Source organism: Atribacter sp., assembly GCF_035418125.1.
Classification (GTDB): Bacteria; Atribacterota; Atribacteria; order Atribacterales; family Atribacteraceae; genus Atribacter; species Atribacter allofermentans.
Genome location: NZ_DAOLQM010000003.1, coordinates 12,393 through 38,982, shown reverse-complemented (window position 1 = coordinate 38,982; position 26,590 = coordinate 12,393). Strand labels below are relative to the sequence as shown.

At 41.4% G+C, this 26,590-nt stretch carries 22 protein-coding genes; all 22 read left to right on the top strand.

Annotated elements, in window-relative coordinates:
- Window positions 1-2: 2 nt before the first annotated feature.
- The 22 genes from rpsI (at window position 3) to PLK24_RS00500 (ending at window position 26,586) form a co-directional block, all read left to right on the top strand.
- Complete coding sequence (gene rpsI, locus PLK24_RS00605) at window positions 3-386, top strand: 30S ribosomal protein S9 (RefSeq protein ID WP_324475733.1); 384 nt, start codon at window positions 3-5, stop codon at window positions 384-386.
- Window positions 387-436: 50 nt separating this feature from the next.
- Entirely contained in the window at window positions 437-1,570 is a 1,134-nt protein-coding gene (locus PLK24_RS00600; protein ID WP_324475734.1) for an alanine racemase, read from the top strand.
- A gap of 15 nt (window positions 1,571-1,585) precedes the next feature.
- The gene (argF, locus tag PLK24_RS00595; protein ID WP_324475732.1) at window positions 1,586-2,521 is read left to right on the top strand and encodes an ornithine carbamoyltransferase; all 936 of its coding nucleotides are present in this window, start codon (window positions 1,586-1,588) and stop codon (window positions 2,519-2,521) included.
- Between the two features lie 15 nt (window positions 2,522-2,536).
- Window positions 2,537-3,298 carry a diadenylate cyclase CdaA gene (cdaA, locus tag PLK24_RS00590; protein WP_324475731.1) on the top strand — a complete coding sequence of 254 codons (762 nt, stop codon included), beginning with the start codon at window positions 2,537-2,539 and terminating at the stop codon, window positions 3,296-3,298.
- Window positions 3,295-3,597, top strand: coding sequence for a hypothetical protein (locus PLK24_RS00585; protein WP_324475730.1), 303 nt, complete (start codon window positions 3,295-3,297; stop codon window positions 3,595-3,597). Before cdaA ends, PLK24_RS00585 begins: the two co-directional genes overlap by 4 nt.
- A 1-nt stretch (window position 3,598) precedes the next feature.
- On the top strand, window positions 3,599-5,686 hold the full coding sequence (gene fusA / locus PLK24_RS00580; protein ID WP_324475729.1) for an elongation factor G: 2,088 nt from the start codon (window positions 3,599-3,601) through the stop codon (window positions 5,684-5,686).
- Window positions 5,683-6,081 carry a holo-ACP synthase gene (gene acpS, locus PLK24_RS00575; RefSeq protein WP_324475728.1) on the top strand — a complete coding sequence of 133 codons (399 nt, stop codon included), beginning with the start codon at window positions 5,683-5,685 and terminating at the stop codon, window positions 6,079-6,081. Before fusA ends, acpS begins: the two co-directional genes overlap by 4 nt.
- 2 nt (window positions 6,082-6,083) lie before the next feature.
- Window positions 6,084-7,673: an NAD(P)H-hydrate dehydratase gene (locus tag PLK24_RS00570; protein WP_324475727.1), complete on the top strand. Its 1,590-nt coding sequence runs from the start codon at window positions 6,084-6,086 to the stop codon at window positions 7,671-7,673.
- Window positions 7,639-8,775 (top strand): alanine racemase, encoded by a 1,137-nt coding sequence (gene alr, locus PLK24_RS00565; RefSeq protein ID WP_324475726.1) that lies wholly within the window; start codon window positions 7,639-7,641, stop codon window positions 8,773-8,775. The genes PLK24_RS00570 and alr overlap by 35 nt, the downstream gene beginning before the upstream one ends.
- Entirely contained in the window at window positions 8,772-9,218 is a 447-nt protein-coding gene (tsaE, locus tag PLK24_RS00560; RefSeq protein ID WP_324475725.1) for a tRNA (adenosine(37)-N6)-threonylcarbamoyltransferase complex ATPase subunit type 1 TsaE, read from the top strand. The genes alr and tsaE overlap by 4 nt, the downstream gene beginning before the upstream one ends.
- The gene (tsaB, locus tag PLK24_RS00555; protein WP_324475724.1) at window positions 9,208-9,921 is read left to right on the top strand and encodes a tRNA (adenosine(37)-N6)-threonylcarbamoyltransferase complex dimerization subunit type 1 TsaB; all 714 of its coding nucleotides are present in this window, start codon (window positions 9,208-9,210) and stop codon (window positions 9,919-9,921) included. The genes tsaE and tsaB overlap by 11 nt, the downstream gene beginning before the upstream one ends.
- Window positions 9,914-10,387, top strand: coding sequence for a ribosomal protein S18-alanine N-acetyltransferase (gene rimI / locus PLK24_RS00550; RefSeq protein WP_324475723.1), 474 nt, complete (start codon window positions 9,914-9,916; stop codon window positions 10,385-10,387). The genes tsaB and rimI overlap by 8 nt, the downstream gene beginning before the upstream one ends.
- 15 nt (window positions 10,388-10,402) lie before the next feature.
- Entirely contained in the window at window positions 10,403-11,419 is a 1,017-nt protein-coding gene (gene tsaD / locus PLK24_RS00545; RefSeq protein WP_324475722.1) for a tRNA (adenosine(37)-N6)-threonylcarbamoyltransferase complex transferase subunit TsaD, read from the top strand.
- A 322-nt stretch (window positions 11,420-11,741) separates the two neighbouring features.
- A complete protein-coding gene (gene groL, locus PLK24_RS00540; protein WP_324475721.1) occupies window positions 11,742-13,325 on the top strand; it encodes a chaperonin GroEL in 1,584 nt (527 codons plus the stop codon).
- A gap of 374 nt (window positions 13,326-13,699) precedes the next feature.
- Entirely contained in the window at window positions 13,700-14,866 is a 1,167-nt protein-coding gene (locus PLK24_RS00535) for a GuaB3 family IMP dehydrogenase-related protein (protein WP_324475720.1), read from the top strand.
- On the top strand, window positions 14,866-16,401 hold the full coding sequence (gene guaA, locus PLK24_RS00530) for a glutamine-hydrolyzing GMP synthase (RefSeq protein ID WP_324475719.1): 1,536 nt from the start codon (window positions 14,866-14,868) through the stop codon (window positions 16,399-16,401). Before PLK24_RS00535 ends, guaA begins: the two co-directional genes overlap by 1 nt.
- A gap of 51 nt (window positions 16,402-16,452) precedes the next feature.
- Entirely contained in the window at window positions 16,453-17,742 is a 1,290-nt protein-coding gene (locus PLK24_RS00525) for an adenylosuccinate synthase (RefSeq protein ID WP_324475718.1), read from the top strand.
- 18 nt (window positions 17,743-17,760) lie between these two features.
- On the top strand, window positions 17,761-19,782 hold the full coding sequence (ligA, locus tag PLK24_RS00520) for an NAD-dependent DNA ligase LigA (RefSeq protein WP_324475717.1): 2,022 nt from the start codon (window positions 17,761-17,763) through the stop codon (window positions 19,780-19,782).
- Between the two features lie 110 nt (window positions 19,783-19,892).
- On the top strand, window positions 19,893-20,207 hold the full coding sequence (gatC, locus tag PLK24_RS00515; RefSeq protein WP_349770626.1) for an Asp-tRNA(Asn)/Glu-tRNA(Gln) amidotransferase subunit GatC: 315 nt from the start codon (window positions 19,893-19,895) through the stop codon (window positions 20,205-20,207).
- Between the two features lies 1 nt (window position 20,208).
- A complete protein-coding gene (gene gatA, locus PLK24_RS00510) occupies window positions 20,209-21,702 on the top strand; it encodes an Asp-tRNA(Asn)/Glu-tRNA(Gln) amidotransferase subunit GatA (protein ID WP_324475715.1) in 1,494 nt (497 codons plus the stop codon).
- The gene (gene gatB, locus PLK24_RS00505) at window positions 21,702-23,150 is read left to right on the top strand and encodes an Asp-tRNA(Asn)/Glu-tRNA(Gln) amidotransferase subunit GatB (protein ID WP_324475714.1); all 1,449 of its coding nucleotides are present in this window, start codon (window positions 21,702-21,704) and stop codon (window positions 23,148-23,150) included. The genes gatA and gatB overlap by 1 nt, the downstream gene beginning before the upstream one ends.
- Before the next feature lie 4 nt (window positions 23,151-23,154).
- Window positions 23,155-26,586 carry a DNA polymerase III subunit alpha gene (locus tag PLK24_RS00500; protein WP_324475713.1) on the top strand — a complete coding sequence of 1,144 codons (3,432 nt, stop codon included), beginning with the start codon at window positions 23,155-23,157 and terminating at the stop codon, window positions 26,584-26,586.
- Window positions 26,587-26,590 lie beyond the last annotated feature (4 nt).

Here is a 26,590-nt window from a genome sequence, read left to right as displayed (position 1 = left end):
ATATGAAGTATTACGCAACCGGGAGAAGAAAAACATCGATCGCTAAGGTATGGTTGACTTTGGGAAGTGGCAAAGTAGTTATTAATGGGAGAGAATTGAAAGATTATTTTCCCCAACCAGTGCTCCAAATACTAGCTACCCGTCCATTAGCCCTGACCGGGAGTGATAGTCGCTTTAACGTTAACGTCATAGTAGAAGGTGGGGGTTTAAGCGGCCAGGCAGGAGCCATGGCATTGGGTATTTCCAGATCATTGATCAAAATTGATGAAAATTTAAAACCAACCTTAAAAAAAGCCCGACTTTTAACTCGCGATCCTCGCATGAAAGAGCGGAAAAAATATGGTCAGCGGTCAGCACGGGCTCGTTTTCAATTCTCTAAACGGTAATATTTTTAATTATCGGAGCCCCCGAAGTCTGGGGGCTCTTTTTGTTTCAGGTGTTTTTTGGTTTTCCAAAATTCCCGGTAAAAATAAAAAAAACTTTGGTGGTGGTTGGGTTGTATCCACTTCTTGAAATTAATTTATCTAAGCTGAAACAAAATATCGAAACCCTTCAAAAAAAATGTTCCGAGTGGATGCTGAAACCAGTCGCTGTCACCAAAGGATTTTGTGCCGATTATAAAATAACTGACCTACTCTATGGCTCCGGAATTCGATCTTTCGCTGACTCAAATTTATCCAATCTCCTGAAATTGATCGACCGCTTTGGCCATAAAGCCCAATATCAATTAATCCGTCTTCCTATGAAAGAAGAAATCAATGTAATTATTGAGAACCAAATAATTCCCCTGGTTTCCCAATTGGAAATTCTCAACCTCTTTGCTCAGAAAACCAAACAATTTCATGCCCAATCATCGGTTATCCTTGCTATCGAAACTGGTGATGGAAGAGAGGGATTTCTTCCCGAAGAAGTGTTGAATAATATTGACCAGATTGTTTCTTTGGATAATATTGCCATTATTGGTATTGGAACTTCTTTGGCTTGTTTAAGCGGAGTTCTTCCTCAAATAAAAACTCTTGAGGAATTAAGTTCTTTGAGAAATCAACTTCGGCTATTCCTGCATAATCCTCATCTTTTTATATCAGTGGGCGGAACGACTTTCTTTTCCCTTTGGGAAGAATGCTCCCAACCACCTCCGGTGGATCAGATTCGTTGTGGAGAAGCCTTTCTCTTCGGTAGTGATATTAGCAGAAAAAGAAATCTCAATTGGCTACAACAGGGAGCTTTCCATATCGAAGCTGAAATTGTGGAAATAAAAAACAAGCAACCTGACTCATCAGATCGAGGATTTGATGCTTTTGGTCGACCCGGTAAGATGTCCAGTGAAAAAAACTACCCTCGGAAACGAGCATTAGTTGCAGTAGGTCTCCAAGACATTGATGATACACAGTTATTTTTCGAGGACAGAAATGTTACAATAATTGGAGCAACCAGCAATTATTTGGTTTTAGATTGTGAGGAAAGTCAGCATGATTATCGGATTGGTGATTTAGTCCGGTTTCAAGCTGGGTATGGAACTGTATTGCGGGCATTTTTATCGCCCTATGTACAGAAACGCTACATTGAATGAGAAAGGATGGGTATTATGAGGTGGGTATTTAAAGGAAGAGATTTCTTAAGTCTATCCGACTATTCAGCTGATGAAATTTATTACCTTTTAGAAACGGCAATCGTTTTAAAGAGACGCTGGATGATAGGAGAGAAAATCGAAATCCTTTCTGGAAAAACCCTGGCCATGCTTTTTGAAAAACCATCTCTACGGACCCGGGTTTCTTTTGAAATGGCAATGCATCAACTGGGTGGGAAAGCTATGTATATTGGTCCCCAAGAAGTGGGCTTGGGGAAACGGGAAGCAATTAAGGATGTAGCCATGGTCCTTGACCGTATGGTTGATGCGATTATGATTCGTACTTTCAGCCATAATAATCTTATCCAGATGGCAAAGTATTCTCAAATCCCGATTATTAATGGACTTTCTGACCTTCATCATCCTTGTCAAATTTTAGGAGACATATTGACCATTTTAGAGAAAAAGGGGACTCTTAAAGGTCAAAAAATATCTTATTTTGGCGATGGAAACAATGTCTGTCATTCTTGGCTCGTAGCAGCTGGAGTCTTGGGGCTCAATCTCACCATCTGTTCTCCCAATAACTATCAACCACAAACCGAAATTTGGGATTGGGCTCAAGAGAAGGGAAGCAACTCAGGAGCAACTATAATTTATGAAGCCGATCCGGAGATGGCCGCTCAGGACGCCGATGTTATCTATACCGATGTCTGGGCAAGCATGGGAAAAGAAAGTGAAATGGAGGAAAGGATTCGTCATTTCCAAAAACTTCAGGTTAACCAAAATATCCTTGATAAAGCTCGATCCAATGCGATTGTTCTCCATTGCATGCCGGCTCACCGAAATCTGGAAATTACCGATGAGGTTATGGACGGCCCACGTTCAGTAGTTATTGATGAAGCCGAAAATCGACTCCATGCTCAAAAGGCTTTGCTGGCATTGATTATGAGTTAGCGGAGGAGTTATCTTTTGAATCTTTCTGTGCACTGGCGATGGACTATCGAACTTATTCTGATTTTATATTTGTCTTTTCGATTGTTTTCTATCACCAAGGGCACTTCGCTTTATTCGGTTTTAAAATTCCTCCTAATCTTATTCGTTATTGCCGGTTTAGCTAATTTTTCCGGGTTAAAAGAGCTTAATTTTATTTGGAAGATTATTCTTGTCGCCTATATAGGTGGAGCATTTATTGTTTTTCAGCCTGAGCTTCGCCGTCTCTATGTCAATCGGGCTTATCATCGCCCGGATAGTACTTCCCGTTTCTTTTTTCACAGCGAGGAAGATCGGACTAAGTTTATCGATGAAATTACCATTACTTGCCAAACTCTCTCTCGTAAGAAAGTTGGAGCTTTAGTTGTATTGGAGAGGAATAATGATTTACGGGATTTTCTTCAAACTGGTATCGCCATTGATGCTGTTTTTTCTTCTGAATTAGTTTATTCAATTTTTTTAACCGAATCACCACTGCACGATGGAGCGGTGATTATTAAAGAAAACCGGATTATTGCTGCCGGGTGCATTCTCCCTTTAGCAGAAAAAACCGAGGTTAAAAAATTAGTTGGAACCCGGCACCGAGCTGGAATAGGCATCACTGAGCAAACTGATGCTCTATCTCTGGTGGTTTCAGAAACGACCGGGAAGGTATCGATCGCAGTTCAGGGTAAAATGGCCTGGGACGTTGAGACGAGTACTTTGAAAAAAATGCTAAGAATTCTCTATCGAAAAATATGATTAAAATATCAGATATTATCAATTTGATCAAAAAAAGCTTGAAAAAATTCAAAACCTGGTATCATCATGACCGGGAAACCAAATGGTATGCTGTCGGTTTTGCTGTAGCACTATGGTTTTATCTATTAAGTGAAAACTATGCTCAAGTAGGATATAGCTGGCAAAAGGTGTGGAATCATTCAACAATTATTCCTATTACCACCACCCAGCAAACCTTACCAGGAGATACCATACCCGGTGCTATCCTTGAAGAAATAAAACCAATTGATAATGATAAGACGGTGAAGGGAGGAAATTAATTTGAAAAAGTATGACAGTAAAGACATTCGAAACGTGGGATTATTTTCACATGCTGGTGCAGGAAAAACAACTCTTGCCGAAACTTTGCTTTATCATTCAGGACTTATCTCCCGAAAGGGAAAAGTTGAGGAAGGAAACACGGTATCTGATTGGGAACCAGAAGAAATAAAAAGAGGAATATCAATCGACCTATCGGTACTCCCTTTTGAATGGCAGGGAAAGAAAATCAATTTGATTGATACTCCTGGATACGCAGATTTTGTTGGAAATGTTTTAGGTGCTCTTCGTGCAGTCGATTGTGGGTTAATCCCCGTTTGTGGAGTTTCTGGTGTTGAAGTTGGTGTAGAGCGAAGCTGGAAGTATTTAGAACAAAATCAGCTTCCGGTTTTTCTTTTTATCAACAAAATGGATCGAGAAGGTGCCAATTTTGATAAAGTTTTAAGTGAAATACAAAGTGAACTCTCGGCTAAAGCAACTCCTCTTTACATACCAATCGGCAAAGAAAGCAATTTTCAGGGTGTCGTCGATATTTTAGCCATGAAAGCATTGTATTTCCAAGCTGATGGAAAATCATTTAAGGAAGACACCGTACCAGCCGACCTACAAAATCAAGCCCAAGAAATTCATGACTTCCTGGTCGAGAATATTGCTGAAACCAATGATGAGTTATTAAATATGTACTTGGAAGGACAAACCATCGAACCCGAGCTCCTTAAAGAAACTCTTCGCCAAGCGATTCTTCAGAGAAAGCTATTTCCAGTGTTATGTGGGTCCGGTTTAACCGATCGAGGAGTGTCTCTTCTCGGAGATGCTTTATCCCACTATGCCCCATCGCCTCTTGATCGTCCTCCCATCCAAGGAATAAATCCGAAAACCAAAGAAGAAGTTGAAAGAAAATGTAACGAAACCGAGCCTTTTTCAGCTTACGTTTATAAAATTATCAGTGATCCTTATGTAGGAAAATTGGCTTTAGTAAGGGTTTTTTCTGGAAAATTAACTTCTGATTCTCGTTTGTTCAACGCTTCCCGTGATACTGAAGAAAAAGTGGGGCAATTACTAACCCTACGAGGTAAAAACCAGGAATCGGTAACCGAAATTGGCCCGGGAGATATGGGTGCCATCGCTAAAATCAATGAAATCTATCTTGGTGATACACTTTCGGAAAAAGAAAAAACAATCGTTTTTGCCAATCTGGAATATCCCGAAGCGAATTATTTATCGAGCATCAAGCCTCTTGGACGGGGTGATGAAGATAAGATCAGCTTAGGAGTCAGTCGAATGCTGGAAGAAGACCCTACCGTCAAAGAGGTTCGTGACCCTGATACTAAAGAAGATGTTCTCTATGGTTATGGGGATATTCATCTCGATGTATTAATCGAGAAAATGAAGCGAAAATTTGGAGTGGAAGTTGGTTTGGCCATTCCAAAAGTTCCTTATAAGGAAACCATCAAGGGAACCACCAAGGTGGAAGGAAAATATAAAAGACAATCAGGCGGAAGAGGGCAGTATGGCCATTGTTGGCTGGAACTTGAACCCCTTCCCCGTGGTAAGGGTTTTGAATTCGTCGATAAAATTGTCGGTGGAGCCATTCCTCGCAATTATATTCCATCGGTGGAAAAGGGCGTTCAGGAAGCAATGTTGGAAGGCGTTTTAGCGGGTTATCCGGTCATTGATATCCGAGTTATCGTTTACGATGGATCTTTCCATCCGGTTGACTCATCGGATATGGCATTTAAAATTGCCGGATCGATGGCTTTGAAAAAGGGATGCCTGGAATGCAATCCGGTTTTGCTTGAGCCAATTATGAACCTTGAAATCACCGTTCCCGAAGAATTTATGGGAGATGTTATCGGCGATATCAACAGTCGTAGAGGAAGAATCTTGGGGATGGATCCACAGGATGGCTATCAGCTTATCCGAGCTAATGTTCCTTTAGCCGAAATTTTCCGCTATTCAGTGGACCTTCGCTCCATTACCCAAGGGAGAGGGTCTTATAAAATGACCTTTTCCAACTATGAGGAAGTCCCAGCTCAGATTGCTGAAGGTATTATTCAAAAAGCCAAGAAAGAAAAAGAAGAGGCCGGATGAACCCAAAGATATACATTGGTATCGATCTCATCAATCTCACGAGAGTAAAAAAAACCCTTAGCCGATGTGGAGAAAGGTTTGTAAAACGAATTGCCACTTCAGCTGAGCTGGAATATTACTGTGACGTGAGCGAGCGACGTTTTATTGAAGGAGTCGCTTCTCTCTTCGCTATAAAAGAAGCCGTTAAGAAAATCTTTCTTCAAAAGGATTTAAATCCAAACTGGAAACAGATTCAGGTTTTCCATCACTCTTCTGGAAAGCCTTGGGTTTCATTATCCGAGGAATCATTAAAACAAATATTTGAAAGTATATCCCTATCCCTTTCCCACACCGCTGAGATGGTGGTCGCTGTAGCGGTGGGTGTGGAAAGGCGCATAGATAACACTGAGGTCTAACAGTGAAACTGATTACTTCCGAATCCATGCAGAAACTGGAAAAAAGATTAGTCGAATCCTACCGGATCCCGACTCAGCTGCTCATGGAGAATGCCGGGAGAAATATTGTCGACAAGATTAGACAAATTGGAATAGATAAATCCTGGAATCAGGTAGCAGTGGTCTGTGGTCCGGGTAACAATGGAGGAGACGGATTGGTCATTGCCCGCCATCTCAATCTTCGTTATCCGTTATTGCCTATCACCATTTTTTTGGTAGGAAATCCCGAGCGGCTGAAGAATGATACTGCTCTTAATTATGAAATCTGTCAGCGAATCGGTTTACCCATTCAGAGAGTATTCCCAGGAAATCCCCCCCGCTTTGATAAAGGAACTTTAATTATCGATTCCCTCTTTGGTACTGGATTATCGAAAAAGGTTGAAGGTGTTTTTCAAGAAGTAATCGATGCTATCAATAAAGCCAAGGAATCAATGATTATTGCCGTTGATGCCCCTTCGGGTGTCGATGTCACCTGGGGTAAAATCATGGGAAGGGCTGTTAAAGCTCATCATACCATTACTTTTGGAATGCTAAAGAGAGGCTTGGTGGTAGCTCCTGCTCGTGAATACTGTGGAACAATTCATCTCACTGATATCGGAATTCCCTTGGATCGAGAACCGGCAGATGTTCCCCAAGAAGGTTTTCTGATCACCCCTGATTTTATTCGTCCTTTTTTGCCTGAGAAAGCTTTTCTCAGTAATAAGATAAGTGCCGGGGTTGTTATGGTGGTTGCTGGAAGCCCGGCCATGACCGGAGCCGGCCTTTTAACCTGTCAAGCCGCCTATCGAAGCGGAGCAGGAATGGTTATTTGGGCAACCAATCATCAACTGGCACCTTTAGTGAAATCCTCTATACCTGAAGTGGTGAGCACCATTCTTTCTTCCAATAAAAAAAATACTCAATGGAAGTACTTACCTCATCATGCCGATGAAATATGTGAAGCCATCTTACAACGAAAATGCCGCTCAATTGCAATTGGTCCCGGATTAGGTTCGTCTCCAGCATCCAGATATTTTATTGAAAAAGTCATTGAAAAATCACCGATCAAGGGTGTAATTGATGCCGATGCTTTAAATGCTATTGCTGTTAACCGGGAGTTTTGGAAAAATCGTTTACAAGGTTGGATTCTTACTCCTCACGAAGGCGAAATGGGTCGTCTCCTTAACCGCTCGGCTTCTTCAATCGCTGAAAATCGAATCGCCGCGAGTTGTGCTTTGTCTCAATACTTTAACTGTATTACCGTTTTAAAGGGACCAGGAACCATAGTTGTATCTCCCCAGGGAGAAATTGCTATCAACCCAACGGGGAATCCCAATCTTGCTACTGCTGGAAGTGGAGACGTTTTAACCGGAATTATTGCAGCTTTTTTGGCTCAAGGTGGGTCTCCGTTTATCAGTGCCGTGACCGGCGTATTTCTCCATGGGTTATCAGCTGATTTATATCAAAAACAGTCTCCTCAACTTCTTGCCAGTGAACTAGCATCTTATCTACCATACGCGATAAAGGTGGTTAAAAATTGTGAATATCGATTACCCATTGTGGATGGAGATTGACTCACAATCGCTCCATAACAATTTTACTCGAATACTTCAACACCTAAGTATTCCCAATGCCTCTCGGATAATTGGAGTAGTCAAAGCTGACGCATACGGGCATGGTATAGAAAGCGTTTTGCTCCTTCAGAAGTGGGGCATGAATCGCTTTGGGGTTGCTACCGTTCAAGAGGGTGAAGCTCTCCGTCAATTAGGAATCAAAGGGACCATCTATTTATTAGGAGGATTCATTAACCAGGAAATTCCTGGGATTTTTAAAAATCACTTAACACCCGCCCTTTCCTCCCGAGAAGAATGGGATCAACTGAAATCTGCGGTTCAATTGAATCAACAAGAGCTGGAATTTCATTTAAAAATTGATTCGGGGATGTATCGAATGGGCTTTCTTCCGGAAGAACTGGATGAATCATTCATCAAACAAATGAGTCATCACCCCTATTTGCATCTAAAGGGAGTAATGACCCATTTTGCCAGTTCAGAAAATGATCCTACCTATACCCATCGGCAGTTTGAAATTTTTCAGAACTTTTTACAAAAAAAATTTCTTTCAGAACAGGTTTCAATTCAAAATTTAGAAAAGCATTGCTGTAACAGCGCTGGTTTCCTATTTTTCCCACATTATCACCTTGATATGGTGAGGGTAGGAATTGCGTTATTTGGTGTTTCACCCATCCAGGATCCTTCTCCAGTCCGTTCACTTGGTTTATCACCCGTGATGAGGATAAAAAGCCGGGTTAAACTTTTAAAACACCTTCCATCGGGATGTTGTATTGGGTATGGTGGAACCTGTATTACCGAACGTCCGACTCGGTTGGCAGTTATTCCTATCGGCTATGCTCAAGGGCTTTTGCGGCGCCTTTCAAACCGAATGGAGGTTTTAATCAAAGGACAACGAGCCAAATGCTTAGGAGTAATTTCCATGGATCAAATGATGGTAGATGTAACCTCTATCCCTGATGTGAAAAGGGGAGACCTGGTTACAATTCTCGGATCAGACGGACCTGATGAAATTCGAGCGGAAGAGATGGCTGCCTGGGCAGAAACCATTCCTCACGAAATTTTATGTAGTTTTATTCGGATTAAAAATCGGATTGTGGTATGACTCATCTTGATACTCTATTATCATCCAATGAAGACCAAACCATGAAAATTGCCAGCCATTTTACTCAGGAATATTTTCAGCCAGGAGTTCCTATTCTCTTATCCGGCCAGCTAGGTGCTGGAAAAACCTATTTTACCAAGGGAATCGCTGAAGCGCTGGGTATTTCCAGCCGGGAAGTGATTAGTCCAAGTTTTGCCTTAATCAATGAATACCATGGCCCAGTTTGCATTCTCAACCATATGGATTTTTATCGTCTTGAAAACTGGCAGGAGGTTGAGCAGTTGGGGATCGAGGAATATTTTACTTCAAATTCCTTTACTGTAATTGAATGGGGTGAACGATTTTTAGCTCATTTTCTTCCTCCTTATTATGTAGTCAAATTAACTGTTACCGATGAAAAAAACCGACTCATCGAAATCTTTTATCAAAATTATGGACAATAATCAAACAATACCAAATACTTTAGCCTTGGATACTAGCACTCCTTGGCTGACTTTAACTTTAGGAAATAGTGCTGAAGTTATCTATCAGCATCGTTCCCAGGTCATGACCGACCATTCCCGGGTTTTGATTCAATCTTTGGAGGAAATACAGAAAAAGGGATTCTTTTCAACCTTTCCACCAGAACGGATCGTTATCGGTCGAGGTCCTGGTTCTTTTACCGGTATAAAAATAGCCAATATCACCGGCCGAACTTTGGCATACAGCTTGAATTGTCCCTTATATGGATTTTCCACTTTGGAGATGTTAGCCCACCAGGGAAGTAAACTAATAACCCCTCACAAAGGCTTGATTATTCTTCCAGTTATTTTTCATAAGAAAAATGAAGTCTTCTGGTCAGAATTTAAACTAGGCTTTCAAAAACTACCGGATCACCAAGTCAAAATTCAAATCGGACCTTATTCAGATATTATAAAGCTTTATTCTTCTAAAGATGTTTTGATTATTACTCCTTGGCAGGAACTTTATAACCTTTTTCAAAACAATCAATTTCAGTGCCTTCACCCTGATAGTTCACAACCTGATTCCATCAACCTTATTGAATTAATTGAAAGCCGGGATATTCCTATTCAAAAAAATAATTCCGAATTCTTTGAAGAAAATACTCGACCTCTATATGGATCACGAGTCTTTGAACATGAATAATTCTCCTTTCCCAGCTGAACCCTATGTCATCGAAAAAATGAAACCAATCCATTTATCAGCAGTTTTAGCTATAGAAAAGAAATCTTTCCCCCAACCCTGGAGTTTTTCTCTTTTTATGAGTGAATTTACTAACCGACTGGCGACCTACCTGGTTCTTCGAATTAAGAGAAAAGTGATTGGATATATTGGTTATTGGTATCTTTTCGAAGAAGCCCACATTACCACCTTTGCCATTCACCCCGATTATCGCCGTCAAGGATTGGGGAAAAAATTCCTTCAATATGCTCTGAATTCAATTTTGAATCAGGGTTGTCAGGAAGTTTTTCTTGAGGTAAGAGTTTCTAATTTCCCTGCCCAAAATCTTTATCGTTCACTGGATTTTACTGCCATTGGAATTCGAACAAAATATTACAGTGATGGTGAAGATGCTATTATCATGAAAAAAATCATCAGCAAAGAAGGTTAAAAAGAAAGGATTGTTATGTACTGCTTGGCAATTGAAACCAGTTGCGACGATACTTGTGTCGCTATTATAAAAAATGGGTATACCATCCTCTCCAATGTAATATCCAGTCAAATCGATATTCATCGTCGTTTTGGTGGAGTTGTTCCAGAAGTCGCATCCCGACGCCATTTGGAATATTTGATTCCGGCTTTAGAACAGGCCTTGCAACAGGCTAATCTTACTCTTAAAGAAATTGATTTGTTCGCAATAACTCGTGGTCCAGGATTAACTGGATCTCTTCTTATGGGACTATGCATGGGGAAGACTCTTTCTATCCTCAATCAAAAACCATTTATCGCTGTCAATCATTTGGAAGGACATCTTTTTGCTTCTCGATTGGATCATCCAGATATTACCCCGCCTTTCATTTCACTTATCGTTTCAGGAGGACATACCGAGTTAACTGTGGTCCAAGACTGGGGCAAATATGTCCATTTAGGACGGACTCGTGACGATGCAGCCGGTGAAGTATTTGATAAGATTGCCAAATACCTAAATATCGGTTATCCTGGCGGTCCTTTAATTGATAACCGGGCAAAAAATGCCAATCCGACTCGTTTTCATTTTCGGGGAGGATTAGAAGATCAAGAAAATTATGATTTCAGCTTCAGTGGTCTCAAAACTGCTGTGGTACGAATGTACGACCAGCTTCCAGACTCTTCCAAAAAAGATGAAAATATAATTAACGATCTTTTAGCATCCTTTCAACGAAGTGTTGTACGTACCCTCTGGAAAAAAACCATCCGAGCTATTAAAAAAACCGGTATTCGAAGGGTATCGCTGGGCGGTGGAGTAGCAGCCAACAGCTCGCTTCGTTCTCTTTTTTTACAAAAAGGATTCCAGCATAATATAAAAGTTTATCTCCCATCGCCAACTCTATGTACTGATAACGCAGCCATGATAGGAAGTAGTGGCTCTTTTCATTTTTCCTTAGGGAAAACCAGCCCCCTCGATTTAGAACCTGATCCCCAGTTGCGATTGGGAGAAGTATAAAGCTTAATAGTTAATATTTCTCAATTAATAGTTATTTTTTGATCACTGACACTGCTTTATTCTGTAGCGAGTAGGAATTGATTGAATTTTCAGGTGTGTTTGATTAATATATTATAATAAATTTTTAAATGAACCTATAGGTTTTTTTCTTCCTTAACGTTATAATATATTTTTGTTGTTGATTTCTAAGAAACTAAAGCCAGTCTAATTCACTCCGCTTTAGATTTCGATGCATTGCCAGACTTTTCCCCCGAGAATAGTCTGATTTTTTCCTTAAAATGGAAATAATCTATACGATAAGATAGAAGGGAAGGTGTCATTAATGCCAAAAAAACTCATTTTCGATGAAGAAGCCCGCCGTACTTTAGAAAAAGGGGCTAATATTATTACCGACACGGTAAAGCTGACCTTAGGCCCTAAAGGTCGAAACGTCATCTTAGAAAAAAAATTCGGGGCACCAACGATTACCAATGATGGGGTTACTATTGCTCGAGAGATTGAGGTCAAAGACCCTTTTGAAAATATCGGGGTAACTTTGGTCCGAGAAGTTGCTACTAAAACCAATGATATAGCTGGTGACGGAACTACCACCGCCATGGTCCTTGCTCAAAAAATGATCCACAATGGATTGAAAAATGTCACTGCTGGTTATAATCCAGTTTTTCTTAAAAATGGTATGGATAAAATTCTCGTCCAAATCGTCAATAAGATTAACCAAAACAGCATCCCAATTGATGATCAAAAGTCTATCGCTCAGGTTGCCTCCATTTCCGCAAAAGACCAGTCAATTGGTCAAATCATTGCTGAATCCATAGAAAAAGTAGGTAGAGATGGAGTTATTACTGTAGAAGAATCCAAGTCAACCGATACTACCCTTGAGGTGGTTGAAGGAATGCAGTTTGATCGAGGCTACCTATCTCCTTATATGGTAACCGATCAAGAGAGAATGGTTTGTATTCTGGAAAATCCCTATATTTTGATTACTGATTCTAAAATTAGCTCCATTCAAACGCTGCTCCCCATACTCCAGCAGGTCGTCCAAACCGGAAAACCTCTATTGATCATTGCCGAAGATTTAGAAGGCGAAGCCTTAGCGACTTTAGTGGTCAATCGGCTTCGTGGTGCACTCAACGTTGCAGCAGTAAAAGCGCCAGCTTTTGGAGATCGACGAAAGGAAATCCTTCATGACCTGGCTATTCTTACTGGTGGACAGGTTATTTCCCAGGAAATGGGAATGAAATTGGAGAAAGTCACCATAGATCTTTTAGGAAAGGCCGGATCGGTAAAAATCAACAAAGACAACACTATTATTGTTGACGGCCAAGGAAGTCCCGATGATATAAAAGCTCGAGAAAAAGAAATCCGAGTTCAAATTGAAAAGACCGATTCCAGTTATGACCGTGAAAAACTTCAAGAACGATTGGCAAAGTTAATTGGAGGAGTTGCGATCATCAAGGTAGGGGCTCTATCCGAAACCGAACTCAAAGAAAAGAAACATCGAGTTGAAGACGCTCTCTCAGCAACTCGTTCGGCTATCGAGGAAGGAATCATCCCTGGAGGGGGATCATTGCTTCTGCATATTAGACAAGAAGTCTCCGTCGATAACCTGTCTAATGATGAGCAAGTTGGCGCTCTAATCGTTTTGAACGCCTTGGAAGAACCTCTAAAAAGAATCGCAGAAAATGCTGGATATCAAGGGAATATTATTGCCAGTAAGGTTCGAGGTCTGGATAAAAAAATAGGTTTCAATGCTATGACCGGTGAATTTGTTGACATGGTCAAATCGGGAATAGTTGATCCCGCCAAGGTTACCCGAGCAGCTCTCCAAAATGCAGTGAGTATTGCCTCTTTAGCCTTGACCACTCAAACCATCATTGCCGAACACAAAGAAGAAACACCAGAGTAAAAACTGTAAACTATCCGGGTAATCCAACTGCAAGGGTCACTGGAAAACTCGGATAGTTCTTTTATAATTAATTCAAGTGTGTTATTTTGATAATAACGAAAGGATACCCCTTCAAGGAGGGGGATATTTGAATACTCTTTCCATTATCAAACAACTTCAAAATGTTCTTTTGAGTTGGGGTGCCCCCTGGTGTTTCCCCCCTTTCAAATTGGAGAGGAGTTGTATCCTACTTATTTATACCTACTCAGTAGCTGATATCTTATCTCAAAGAGGGGTAAAGAAAAGCGTTAAACGTATTTATTCAATTGTAATAGATTTGTGAATCTATACTTGGTTTTTAATACTGCTGAGATGAACGGAGGAAGGTGAAACCCATGCATGAAGTGTCATTAGGAAAATACCGAATGGCTCGAATGACTTACGGGTTTGATGAAATTTCCTTGGTTCCTGGACTTCGAACCATTGACCCGCTAGATATTGACCTGAGCATCTCAATTGGGAATAGGCATCTCAACCTCCCCATACTTGGAGCAGCCATGGACGGAGTAATTGATCCGATTATGGCTGTAACTATGGGAAAATTGGGTGCCATGGGAGTTCTCAATCTGGAGGGTATTTTCTGTCGTTATCAAGATCCCTACCCCTTGATTTCCACGTTTATTCAAAAATCACGAGAAGAAATCACTAGTTACTTGCAAAAAACTTATCAAGAACCAATTCAAAAATCACTGATAAAAGAACGAATCGAGCAAATTAAATCCCAGGGTGTTCTTACCGCCGCATCAGTTACTCCTTCTCGAGCTCAAACCTTAGGTATTGCTGCCATCGAAGCAGGACTTGATATCTTGGTCATCCAGTCCACAGTCACCACTCGGGAATTTTTATCTTCTCGCAGTGCTGCTTTCGATTTAAAAAGCTTTTGCCAGGACCTTCCCATACCGGTGATCGTCGGGAATTGTGCAACCTATGAAGTAGCTCTTGAATTAATGAAAGCTGGTGCTTCAGGAATTCTGGTGGGTATCGGGCCAGGTGCTGCCTGTACTACCCGTGCTGTATTGGGAATAGGTATTCCTCAAATTACGGCCACGATTGATGCTGCTGCTGCCCGCTATGACTATTGGAAAGAAACCGGTCGGTATGTTACAGTCATTACCGATGGAGGAATGAGAGTTGGTGGTGACGTTGCCAAAGCAATTGCCAGCGGTGCTGACGCCGTCATGCTTGGTTCTCCTTTAGCCTCGGCGCAGGAAGCTCCTGGCCAAGGTCATCACTGGGGAATGGCAACCCCTGACCCCAATCTTCCCCGCGGCACGTTGGTTAATGTTGGCATTAAAGGAACCTTAAAAGAAATTTTACTTGGACCTAGTCATGTCACCGACGGAACGATGAATTTTATTGGTGCCTTGAGAGGCTCAATGGGTTCTCTAGGTGCTCAAAACATCAAAGAAATGCAGCAAGTCCCTATCGATATATCTCCGAGCATTTGGACTGAAGGAAAATTTCTTCAGAAAATTCAGGGAGTCGGCATGGGGAGGTCATAATGGACAAAATCGTTATTTTAGATTTTGGTTCCCAATATACCCAGCTTATTGCCCGAAGAATCAGAGAGTATCAGGTTTATTGTGAGATCTGGCCTTATCACTTGAAAGAATGCGATTTGAATAGTTCCGATATCAAAGGGATCATTCTCTCAGGAAGTCCCTATAGCGTTGCTGATCCTCGTGCTCCTCAGCTGGAAGAGATGATTCTCAAATCCAATAAACCACTATTGGGGATATGTTACGGTCTTCATCTTTTAGTGAAAACCTTAGGTGGCAAGGTGGTCCAATCTCAAACTCGGGAATATGGAAAAGCTCTCCTGACAATTTTGGAAAAAAGAGGTATTTTTGAAGGTTTTGGAAATGAAATGGTTTGCTGGATGAGCCACGGTGATAGCGTTAAAGAAATCCCACCACAATTTCAATGTATTGCTCGAACCGAAACCTGTGATTATGCTGCCATTGTTGACGATCAGAGAAGAATTTGGGGAATTCAGTTTCACCCTGAAGTGTCTCATACACCCTTAGGAAAAGAGATTTTATCCAACTTCATTTTTAACGTCTGTGGTTGTTCCTCGGATTGGACTGCAGAATCAATCATTAAACAACAAATACAATGGCTCCGTAATACTGCTCAAAAGGAAAAAGTAATCTGTGCTTTAAGTGGTGGAGTTGATTCAGTGACTGCAGCAGTTTTGACTTATCGAGCGATCGGTGACCAGCTGAGCTGTATCTTTGTGAATAACGGTTTGATGAGAAAGGGTGAGCCAGAACACGTTCTCCGAAATATGGAAGCCTTATTAGGGAAGGGACGGGTTATTGCCGTCGATGCCAAAGACCGTTTTTTAAATGAACTCCAGGGTGTCGTCGACCCAGAACAAAAAAGAAAAATCATCGGCCGGGTATTTATCGAAGTTTTTGAAGAAGAAGCCCGAAATTTAGGTGATGCCACTTGCTTACTCCAGGGCACTACTTATCCTGATGTTATAGAAAGTATCTCGGTTTGCGGGCCATCGGTGAAAATCAAAAGCCACCATAATGTTGGCGGGCTTCCTGAACTGATGCACCTTCGGGTAATCGAACCTTTGCGATTCCTTTTTAAGGATGAAGTTCGACAATTAGCATTAGAATTAGGCATTCCTGATGAGATTGTTTGGCGACAGCCGTTTCCAGGTCCGGGTCTTGCAGTCAGAATTATTGGTGAAGTGACCGAAAACCGACTGGAAATTTTACGGGATATGGATTACATCATCTATCAAGAGTTGAAAAATTCCCCAATTTTCAAAAAACTATGGCAATCTTTCGGAGTGTTGGTTCCAGTTCGAAGTGTAGGAATCATGGGGGATGAAAGAACTTATAAGTATGTTGGTGTTCTTCGTGCCGTCATGAGCGAAGATGGAATGACTGCCGATTGGGCAAAAATCTCCTATGAAACCTTAGACATTATCGCCCGCCGAGTAGTGAATAAAGTTGCTGGTATTGGGCGGATGGTTTTTGATATTACTTCTAAGCCACCAGCAACTATTGAATGGGAATAGAAATTCAATAACATATAAATAATATAGGAAAAATAAAGAGGAGGAATATTCATGCCTCTCGCAATCATCTCCGGCACCCATTGGGGTGACGAGGGAAAAGGAAAAATGGTAGATTTTATCAGCCAAAAAGCCAATATGGTCATTCGAGCTCAAGGAGGGAGCAATGCCGGACACACTGTCGTCGTTGAAGCTAAAAAATACGTCTTTCATCTTATACCATCAGGCATTCTTCATCCTGGGATAAAATGCATTTTAGGAGATGGTATGGTCATTGACCCCGCCGATCTTCTGCAAGAAATTCAATTCCTGCGTGATAATGGATGGGAAGAATCACTGTCAAGACTGTTCATTAGTGAAAAAGCCCACCTGGTCATGCCTTATCATCGTTTATTCGATCAGCTCCAGGAATCTTTTCGTCAAAGTTCCCGAATCGGGACTACCGGTCGAGGAATCGGTCCTGCCTATGAGGATAAAGTTGCCCGATGGGGAATTCGAGCTGTCGACCTTTTAAACCTGGATACCTTTAAAAAAAAGCTCCAACTGGTTTTAAATTATAAAAATGCCATTCTGGAAAAGGTTTTTCAGAAACCTCCACTTTCTTTCAAAGAAGTTTTTGAACAATTTGAAAAATATTCTGATCAATTAAAACCGTATATCGTCAATACTTTACCTATTATTTACGATGCTCTTGCTTCCCATCAGAATCTGGTTGTTGAAGGAGCCCAGGGCACAATGTTGGATTTAGATCATGGAACCTATCCTTACGTTACCTCCTCCCACCCAGTAGCTGCCGGCTCATTGCTAGGAGCCAGCTTAGGTCCCCTTTCTAATATCCAGTCGGTTGGAATCTGCAAAGCCTATACTTCTCGAGTAGGAGAAGGACCTTTCCCCACCGAATGTCTCGATCAAACCGGTGAAACTCTGCGTGAACAAGGAGGAGAGTACGGATCCACCACTGGTCGGCCAAGGCGCTGTGGTTGGTTGGATGGAGTGGTGCTCAAGTATGCAACTCGGATTAATGCCCTGACCTCTCTGGTAATAACCAAACTTGACGTCTTAGGTGGCTTTTCGAAAATTTTCTTTTGTACTCATTACCGTATTGGTAACCAAGTAACTTCGGAACTTCCAACTGATCCTTTCGACTGGGAAATCGCTCAACCGGTTTATCAAGAATTGGAAGGGTGGGAGAGCGACATCTCAAAAATCCAGTTTTATAATGACCTTCCCCGGGCTACCCATGATTACATTGAACTTATAGAAGATTTTATAGAAATCCCAGTGGCAATTCTCTCGGTTGGTCAAGATCGAAGTTCCACCATTGTCCGGAAAGAAATCTTTTAAAAAGGTGGTTTTCCAAGTATGGAAAGCAACACCATCCGTCAAGAAATTAAAAAACTAAGAGAAATAATACGCCAACACGACTATCGGTATTATATTATTAATCAACCAACGGTTACTGATGATGAATATGATGCCTTAATGAGAAAACTACAGGAATTGGAAAAGATCCATCCTGAATATCTAACCCCCGATTCACCTACACAACGGGTTGCCGGTAAACCTCAGGATGGTTTCCCACCTTTCCTGCATTCTCAACCGCTCCTGAGTCTTAATAATGCTGTTTTAGAAGATGATGTTCGTGAATTCGATCAACGGCTCCAAAGACTTCTGAAACAAAACCAAGTTGAATATGTGGTTGAATTAAAAATTGATGGTTTGGCAATCAATCTCAGGTATGAAGAAGGGATTCTTACTCATGGAGCTACCCGGGGAGATGGAACTACCGGTGAAGATGTAACTCCTAACATTCGGACCATTAAAACCATCCCTCTTCGCTTATTGGGTGACAAAATTCCCGAGGTTATTGAAGTCCAGGGTGAAATATTTATGGGAAAAAACGCTTTTAACCGTCTCAACCAAGAAAGAACTGCTAAAAGCGAACCTCCCTTTGCCAATCCTCGTAATGCCGCTGCTGGTTCACTTCGTCAGCTTGACCCACGAGTGACAGCTACCCGGGAACTTCAATTGTTTGCTTATGGAGCAACTTTGATTGAAAGCAGCTATTCACCTACCACCCAATGGGAACTTCTAACCTATTTAAAAAAATTGGGATTCAAAGTTAATCCCCACATTCAATTGGTATCCTCCATAGAAGAAGCCATTCATATCCATCGCAAGTGGGAAAGTGAGCGAAAGCAATTAGAATATGAAATCGATGGATTGGTCATTAAACTCAATTTCCTTACCGATCGGAGCCGTTTAGGAACAACCAGCAAGAGTCCCCGTTGGGCAATTGCGTACAAATTCGAAGCAACAACCGAGCTAACCAGAGTCCTCGACATTGAAGTTAACGTAGGGCGGACGGGAACACTTACTCCAGTTGCTTTATTAGAACCAGTTAATATCGGTGGAGTTATAGTAAAGCGAGCTACTCTTCATAATGAAGACGAAATGAAGAGGAAAGATGTCCGGATTGGCGATTGGGTTTTGGTTGGTCGAGCCGGAGATGTCATCCCCGAAGTGGTTCGGGTTATTTCAGAACAAAGAACCGGTTCGGAAATTATTTTTCAAATGCCCTCAACCTGTCCAGCGTGTCATGCTCCAGTAAAAAGAGAAGTCGGAGAGGCCGCTTGGAAATGTGTCAACCTAAATTGTCCAGCTCAGCGGAAGGAGAAAATTATTCATTGGGCTTCACGGGACGCTATGGATATTGAAGGGCTGGGGGAAAAATTAGTCAACCAACTTATTGAGACCAGTTTAGTTCAAACCCTTTCCGATCTCTATCGCTTAAATATCGAGGAATTAATTGATTTGGAGCGAATGGGACCTAAGTCAGCAGGTAATCTGATTCAAGCCATTGATCGGTCAAAAAGAAAAGAATTAGCTCGATTTATCTATGCTCTGGGAATTCCTTTTGTTGGCTCCCATGTTGCCCAGATTCTCACCAATCATTTCTCTTCTTTAGAACAGATTATCGAAGCATCAGAGGATCAATTTCTAATCATAGATGGAATCGGTCCTAAAGTCTCTCAATCAATACTCAATTTCTTTTCTATTCCTGAGAATCTGACTTTGCTCAAGGAATTAAAAGCCCTCGGTGTCCATCCTATCCAGAAAAAAAAGGAAAAATCGGTAAAACCCCAAGAATTTTTTCAGGAAAAAACATTTCTTTTTACCGGAACTCTCAGTCATTTTACTCGAAAAGAAGCTGAGGATCTGGTCGTTTCCCGAGGAGGAAAAGTTGCTAAAGCCATTTCTTCCCAGGTTAATTATCTAATAGTGGGAGAACAACCTGGTTCAAAACTCCAACAAGCGATAAAAAAGAACATTCCTCTTTTAACTGAATCGGAGTTCGAGGAGAAAATCCAATCGGATTTTTGAAAAGAGGAAAGCTTTTCACTATAATAGTATGGTATTGTATGACAACATCAGATTCATCAAAGAATTGAATACAGTTATTGATAACAGAATATACCCCCCGCAGGAAAGGAGTGGGTCGATTGCCAGAGACAATTTCATTGTCGGAAATAAAAAAAGTCGTTGCTCTTGCCAAGCTGTCCATTCCCGATATCGATTTGGAACAGTTTTTCTTAGAAATCAATGATATCCTTTCACATTTTGATAAATTGAATCGTCTTGAACTCAAGGAGGTTTCACCCACTTCACACATCTCCTGGAGCCAACCACCATCTAATCCCGACGAGCCTCGAGAATGGATGGGAGGAGAAGAGCTATTTTCCCAGGCACCAGCCGTCATCGATCAATATTTTATTGTGCCAAAAGTGGTTGACAAACAGGAGGAATAAAATGAATATCGATACTGTTAAAAATTTTACTGTTGAAGACTATCAGAATGCTTATAAGAATGAAGAAATCTCCCCGACTGAAATCACCCAACTCTTTCTGGATCGTATTCATCTTCTTGACCCTTCCCTCCGAGCATTTTTGACGATTGATGAAACCGGTGCCCTGCAACGGGCTCGGGAGTTGGAAGAAAAAAAATTCGGAGAAGCTGAATTTCCTCCTCTCTATGGTATTCCCATAGCCATTAAAGACAACATTTGCATCCAAGGATTGCCGACTACTTGTGGATCGAGAATTCTCAGTAATTACCATTCACCTTTTGATGCGACCGTTATTGAAAAAATAAAAAAAGCGGGCGGTATTTTTTTAGGAAAAACCAACATGGACGAATTCGCCATGGGTTCTTCAACTGAAAATAGCGGTTTTGGGCCAACCAGAAATCCTTTCGATCCCAATCGAGTACCCGGCGGTTCCAGCGGGGGATCAGCGGCAAGTGTGGCTGCTCTTGAAGCACCATTGGCGCTGGGTTCTGACACTGGTGGATCAGTCCGTCAACCAGCGGCTTTCTGTGGAATTGTGGGACTGCGTCCCACTTATGGTCGAGTCTCACGTTATGGGTTAATTAGTTTCGCTTCTTCCCTTGACCAAATTGGAACCCTCACTCGTAGCGTCCAAGATAGTCGGGCACTTTTTTCAGTGATCAGTGGTCAAGACGACCGGGATTCGACCTGTGCTCCTTATCCTCCTTTCTCTTCATCCGATTGCCTTCCCGAGGATGAGATTAAAAAAATGAAGGTGGGAGTTGCCAAGGAATATTTCTCCACTGGAATAGATCCCTCTATTACCCAGCGAATTCAAGAAGTCCTCAACATTCTCGCCAAGGAAGGATTCGAAGTGGTAGAGGTTTCACTCCCTCATACCGATTACGCTTTGGAAGCCTATTATATCGTAGCCCCAGCTGAAGCTTCTTCCAATTTAGCCCGCTATGATGGTATTGCTTATGGTTATCGGTGCCATCATCCCCTCAATCTTCAAGACCTCTATACTCGAACCAGAACCACCGGCTTTGGTAAAGAAGTACTTCGCCGGATTATTTTAGGTACCTATTGTTTAAGTTCAGGATATTACGATGAATTCTACCTCAAAGGAATGCAGGTTCGTACTTTGGTAAAAAAGGACTTTGAAGAGAGTTTTGAGAAATGCGACATCCTTCTCACTCCAACAACACCCAGTATGCCTTTTAAGTTTGGAGAAAAGAGCCATGATCCCTATCAAATGTACTTAACTGATGTTTTTACCATTCCTTCAGCTATGGCGGGCATTCCGGCTCTTTCGCTTAATTGTGGGTATCACCAACATCTTCCCATAGGATTGCAGATCTTAGGAGCACCTTTTCAGGAAGGAAAAATATTTAGTTTTGCTTCCTTTTTAGAAAAAATTCTCTCGATTTCACCTCCCGATATTGGTTCGATTCATTCCAAAAAGGAGGTGCTTTGATGAGTGCTTGGCATATTACCATAGGTTTAGAAGTTCACTGTCAGCTTCTCACCCAGGCAAAACTCTTTTGCCAATGCGGAACCGATTACATCGGCAAACCACCGAACAGCTTGGTATGTCCAGTTTGTTTGGGGCTTCCAGGTTCATTACCAGTTATGAATCACTACGCCATGCAACTGGCCATTCGAACAGCTTCTTCACTTCACTGTCAGTTGCTACCGAAGGTAGTTTTTCACCGAAAAAACTACTTTTATCCCGATCTTCCCAAGGGGTATCAAATCTCTCAATATGACCTTCCTATTGGTGTTAATGGTTACTTTGAGTTTTTAACCCAGGGTGAAAAAAAACAGGTTCGGATTAAACGAGTCCATATTGAAGAAGATGCCGGAAAACTCATCCATGAAGGAATCAATCTTCCTGAAAACAGTTCAGGTGTAGACTTTAACCGTTGCGGTATCCCTCTGGTTGAAATAGTCACCGAACCCGACCTTCATCACTCCGAAGAAGCCCGGGATAGTTTAATCGCTCTTCGGGATTTGGTGCGATTCATCGAAGTCAGCGATGGGAATATGGAGGAAGGATCATTACGATGTGATGCCAATATATCCATTTCATCCCATCCCGATCAAATGGGAGCCAAGGTCGAGGTTAAAAATATGAATTCTTTCCGTTCGGTATTCCGGGCATTGGAATATGAAATTGATCGGCAAAAAAGATGTTTAGAAGAGGGGAATTGTGTTCCGCAAGAAACTCGTCATTGGGATGAAATCAATGAAGTAACTGTTTCTTCCCGGGGGAAAGAAGATGCGGAAGATTACCGTTACTTTCCCGATCCCGATCTTCTCCCTTATCTAGTTCAGGAAGAAGTTATTCAACAAATCGAATCATCACTTCCGGAACTCCCCTTAGAACGAAAGGAAAGATTTATGATTGATTTTGAACTTACTGAGCAAGACGCCAATGTTCTGGTTCAAGATAAATCGTTGGCCGATTTCTTTGAAATTTGTATACAGGAATTAAATAAACCAAAATTTATTGCCAATTGGACCATAACTGAAGTCCTAAAAAATCTGAATGCTCTTGATATAGATATTAAGCAAAGCAAGATTACTCCTTCATCTTTTATGGAATTACTCAAGATGATTGATAAAAAAGAAATCAGCGGGACCATTGCCAAAACTATCCTGGAAGAGATGTTTCAAACCGGGGGTCGAGCTAAAGAAATCATGGCAAAGAAGGGAATTTCTCAAATTAACAGTGAAAAAGAAATTGAAAAAATTGTTCGTCAAGTCATCGAACAAAATCCACAAAGTGTTGCTGATTTTTTAGGTGGAAAAGAAAAAGCCTTTCATTTTCTTATTGGTCAAGTCATGAAAACCACTCGAGGGCAAGCTAATCCCGATCTAGTAAAAAGCATCCTCAATAAAGAATTATCGGCCGAGGGATAACCAAATGAACTTTACTCACCTTCATCTCCATACCGAATACAGCTTATTGGATGGATCGATTCGCATTCAAGAACTTCTCCAAAAAGCACGAGAAACCGGTATGGAATCGATAGCTATCACCGACCATGGTGTGATGTATGGAGTCATCGATTTTTATAAGCAAGCTCAGAATGCCGGCATCAAACCGATAATTGGATGTGAAGCTTATATTGCCCCCGGCAGTCGTTTTGAGAAAACTATAACTAAGGGTGAAGAAAATGCTTTTCATTTAGTTTTACTGGCTCGCAATCAAACCGGATATCAGAATCTGGTTAAGCTGGTGAGTTTAGGGTTTCTTGAAGGATTTTATTATAAACCCCGTATCGATCGGGCTTTGTTACAAGAGCACTCGGAAGGCCTCATCGCTCTCAGCGCCTGTTTAGCCGGGGAAATTCCCTCGCTCATTTTAGCTGGGAAGCAAAAAGAGGCTGAAAATTTAGCAGCTGAATACCGTGAACTTTTCGGAAGTGATTCTTTTTATTTAGAGCTGCAAGAAAATAAAATTCCCGAACAAACTCAGGTTAATCAGGCTTTGATTCAAATTGGAAAAAAACTCAATATCCCATTTGTAGCAACCAACGATTCTCATTATCTCAACCAGGAGGACGCCCGAGTCCATGAGATTATTTTGGCTATTCAAACCGCTACCAATCTCAATGACCCAAAAAGACTCCGTTTCCCCACTCAAGAGTTCTTTCTTAAAACTCCGGAAGAAATGATCCGGGACTTTTCCTCAGTTCCTGAAGCGATTGAGAATACCCAAAGGATTGCCGAATCGTGTGAGGTAAAATTGGAGTTGGGCCAGGTTCTCCTACCGGAATTTTCCGTTCCTGAGGGATTTGATGTTCCTGGATACCTCCGACATCTTTGCCTTGAGGGGCTTCAACATCGTTATGGAGATCCACCCCCTGAAAAAGTCAGAAACCAATTAGAATATGAATTAACCGTTATTAATAATATGGGTTATGATGCTTATTTTTTGATTGTATGGGACTTTGTCAAATATTCTCGAGAGAAGGGAATCATGGTTGGACCGGGAAGAGGATCAGCGGCTGGTAGTTTAGTTTCCTATTCTCTTGGAATAACCAATATTGATCCCCTTCGTTATGGGCTTTTATTCGAACGTTTTCTGAATCCAGAACGAATTAGTATGCCTGATATTGATATCGACTTTTGCTTTGAAAGAAGGGGAGAGGTCATTGACTACGTTTCCAATAAATATGGACACACCCATGTTGCTCAAATCATTACCTTTGGCCGCATGATGGCTCGAGGGGCGGTTCGTGATGTGGGTCGGGCTTTGGGCTGGAGCTATGGAGAGGTTGATAAAATCGCCAAGCTCATTCCAGGAGCGCCGGGTGTGACTCTTGAAAGGGCAATCGATACCAACACTGAATTAAAAAAACTGGTTAAAAATGATTCAAACGTTGCCCAACTTTTAGAAATCGCCCAAAGAATTGAAGGGCTCTGTCGCCACGCTTCGATGCATGCTGCCGGAGTAGTAATTTCCCATAAACCCCTTACCGAGTATGTTCCTCTCCAAAAAATGAGCAACAATGAAATCGTTACCCAATTCGATATGGACACTTTAGGTGAGTTGGGTTTGCTCAAGATGGATTTTTTAGGTTTAAGAACCCTTACCGTCATTGAACGAACTTTAAATATAATTAAAAAAACCGCTCAAAAAGAAATTAATCTGGATACCATTGCTCTTGATGACCAAGAAACCTATGAATTATTAGGGCGGGGAGAAACAACCGGAGTATTCCAACTGGAAAGCTCTGGTATGAAGGAACTTCTAAAAAGATTCCACCCCACTGTGATTGAAGAATTGACGGCGCTTTTAGCCCTCTATCGACCTGGGCCATTGGGAAGTGGAATGATTGATGATTTCATTAAAAGAAAACATGGGAAGGTTAAAGTAACTTATCCTCACCCAAGTTTGGAAGAGATCTTGAAAGAAACCTATGGTGTCATTCTCTACCAGGAGCAGGTCATGAAAATTGCCAGTGAACTAGCAGGTTTTACCCTGGGTCAGGCCGATATTCTCCGTCGAGCCATGGGAAAGAAAAAAGCCGACGTTATGGAGCAACAAAGAGACCGGTTTATCCAGGGAGCCAAAGAAAAAGGTCACGACCCCAAAACCGCTGCCGAGATTTTTGACCTTATAGAATATTTTGCTGGATATGGTTTTAACAAGTCACATAGTGCCGCTTATGCTTTTATATCCTATCAAACTGCCTATCTCAAAGCCCATTATCCCACCGAGTATCTCACCGCTTGCCTTACCAGTATTCAGGAAGATACTGATAAAATTGCTAAATTTATTATGGAAGCTCGCCGACTATCCATCAAAATACTTCCACCTGATGTCAACGAGAGTTTAGCCAATTTTACCGTAGTTGGGGAAAAGAAAATCCGATTTGGACTGGCAGCGATTAAGAATGTTGGCGAAAACGCCGTGAACGAAATTTTAACTCGGAGAAAAGAAGCTCGTTTTCAAAATATATTCGACTTTATGGAACGGGTCGATCAAAGAGTAATTAACAAACGGGTTGTCGAAAGCCTCATCAAAGCCGGAGCTTTCGACAGTCTTCATCACAATCGAAATCAACTCTTCAGCTCCTTAGAAGAAATTATCCATTTTTATGCCAAACGAAAAAAAAGAAATCAACCTCAACAGGCTACACTTTTTGGCGATTTGAAACCGATCATGCAAGAAACACTTACCCTCAAGGAAGTCTCAGAATTTCGAACTCGAGACCTGCTCGCCATGGAAAAAGAAATAATCGGCCTTTATATCAGTGATCATCCAGTTAGAAATGCTCTTGCCTCCTACACATTTTTAAATGTCATTCCCTTTGAACAAGTTCAAATGATGAAGGAAAAAGCTGCGGTTCGGATTATGGGAGCCATCGTTGAATCCAGAAGAATCACCACCAAAACTGGAAAAGATATGTACTTTGTAACCCTTGAAGATGAAACCGGAACATTAGAAACCATCTTTTTCCCAAAAATTGCCGAAAAGCTTCAAAATATTCTTGAAAAAGAGAATGTTCTCTGTTTAGAGGGAAGAGTAGATGTATTGGATTCCGGGGTTAATAAAGTCATTGTTGAAAAAATATTAGATCTGGAAAAAATAAAACAAAATGAAAGACCAGTACACATAGAAATATCCAATCCCGATGATCCTTTATCGGTTTTCTATAGCTTAAAAGATTGTCTTCAAAGACATAATGGGACACAACCAGTGATTCTGCATATGATTGGTAACCAGGAACGATGGGCGATTGAAATGGGTGAACAATTTCGAGTGAGTTGGAATCAAGAACTCGAACAAGCCCTGTTTAATATTTTGGAAGGTGTTCAAAAAAAGAGAGTTTGGTTGGCTGGATGAGGTG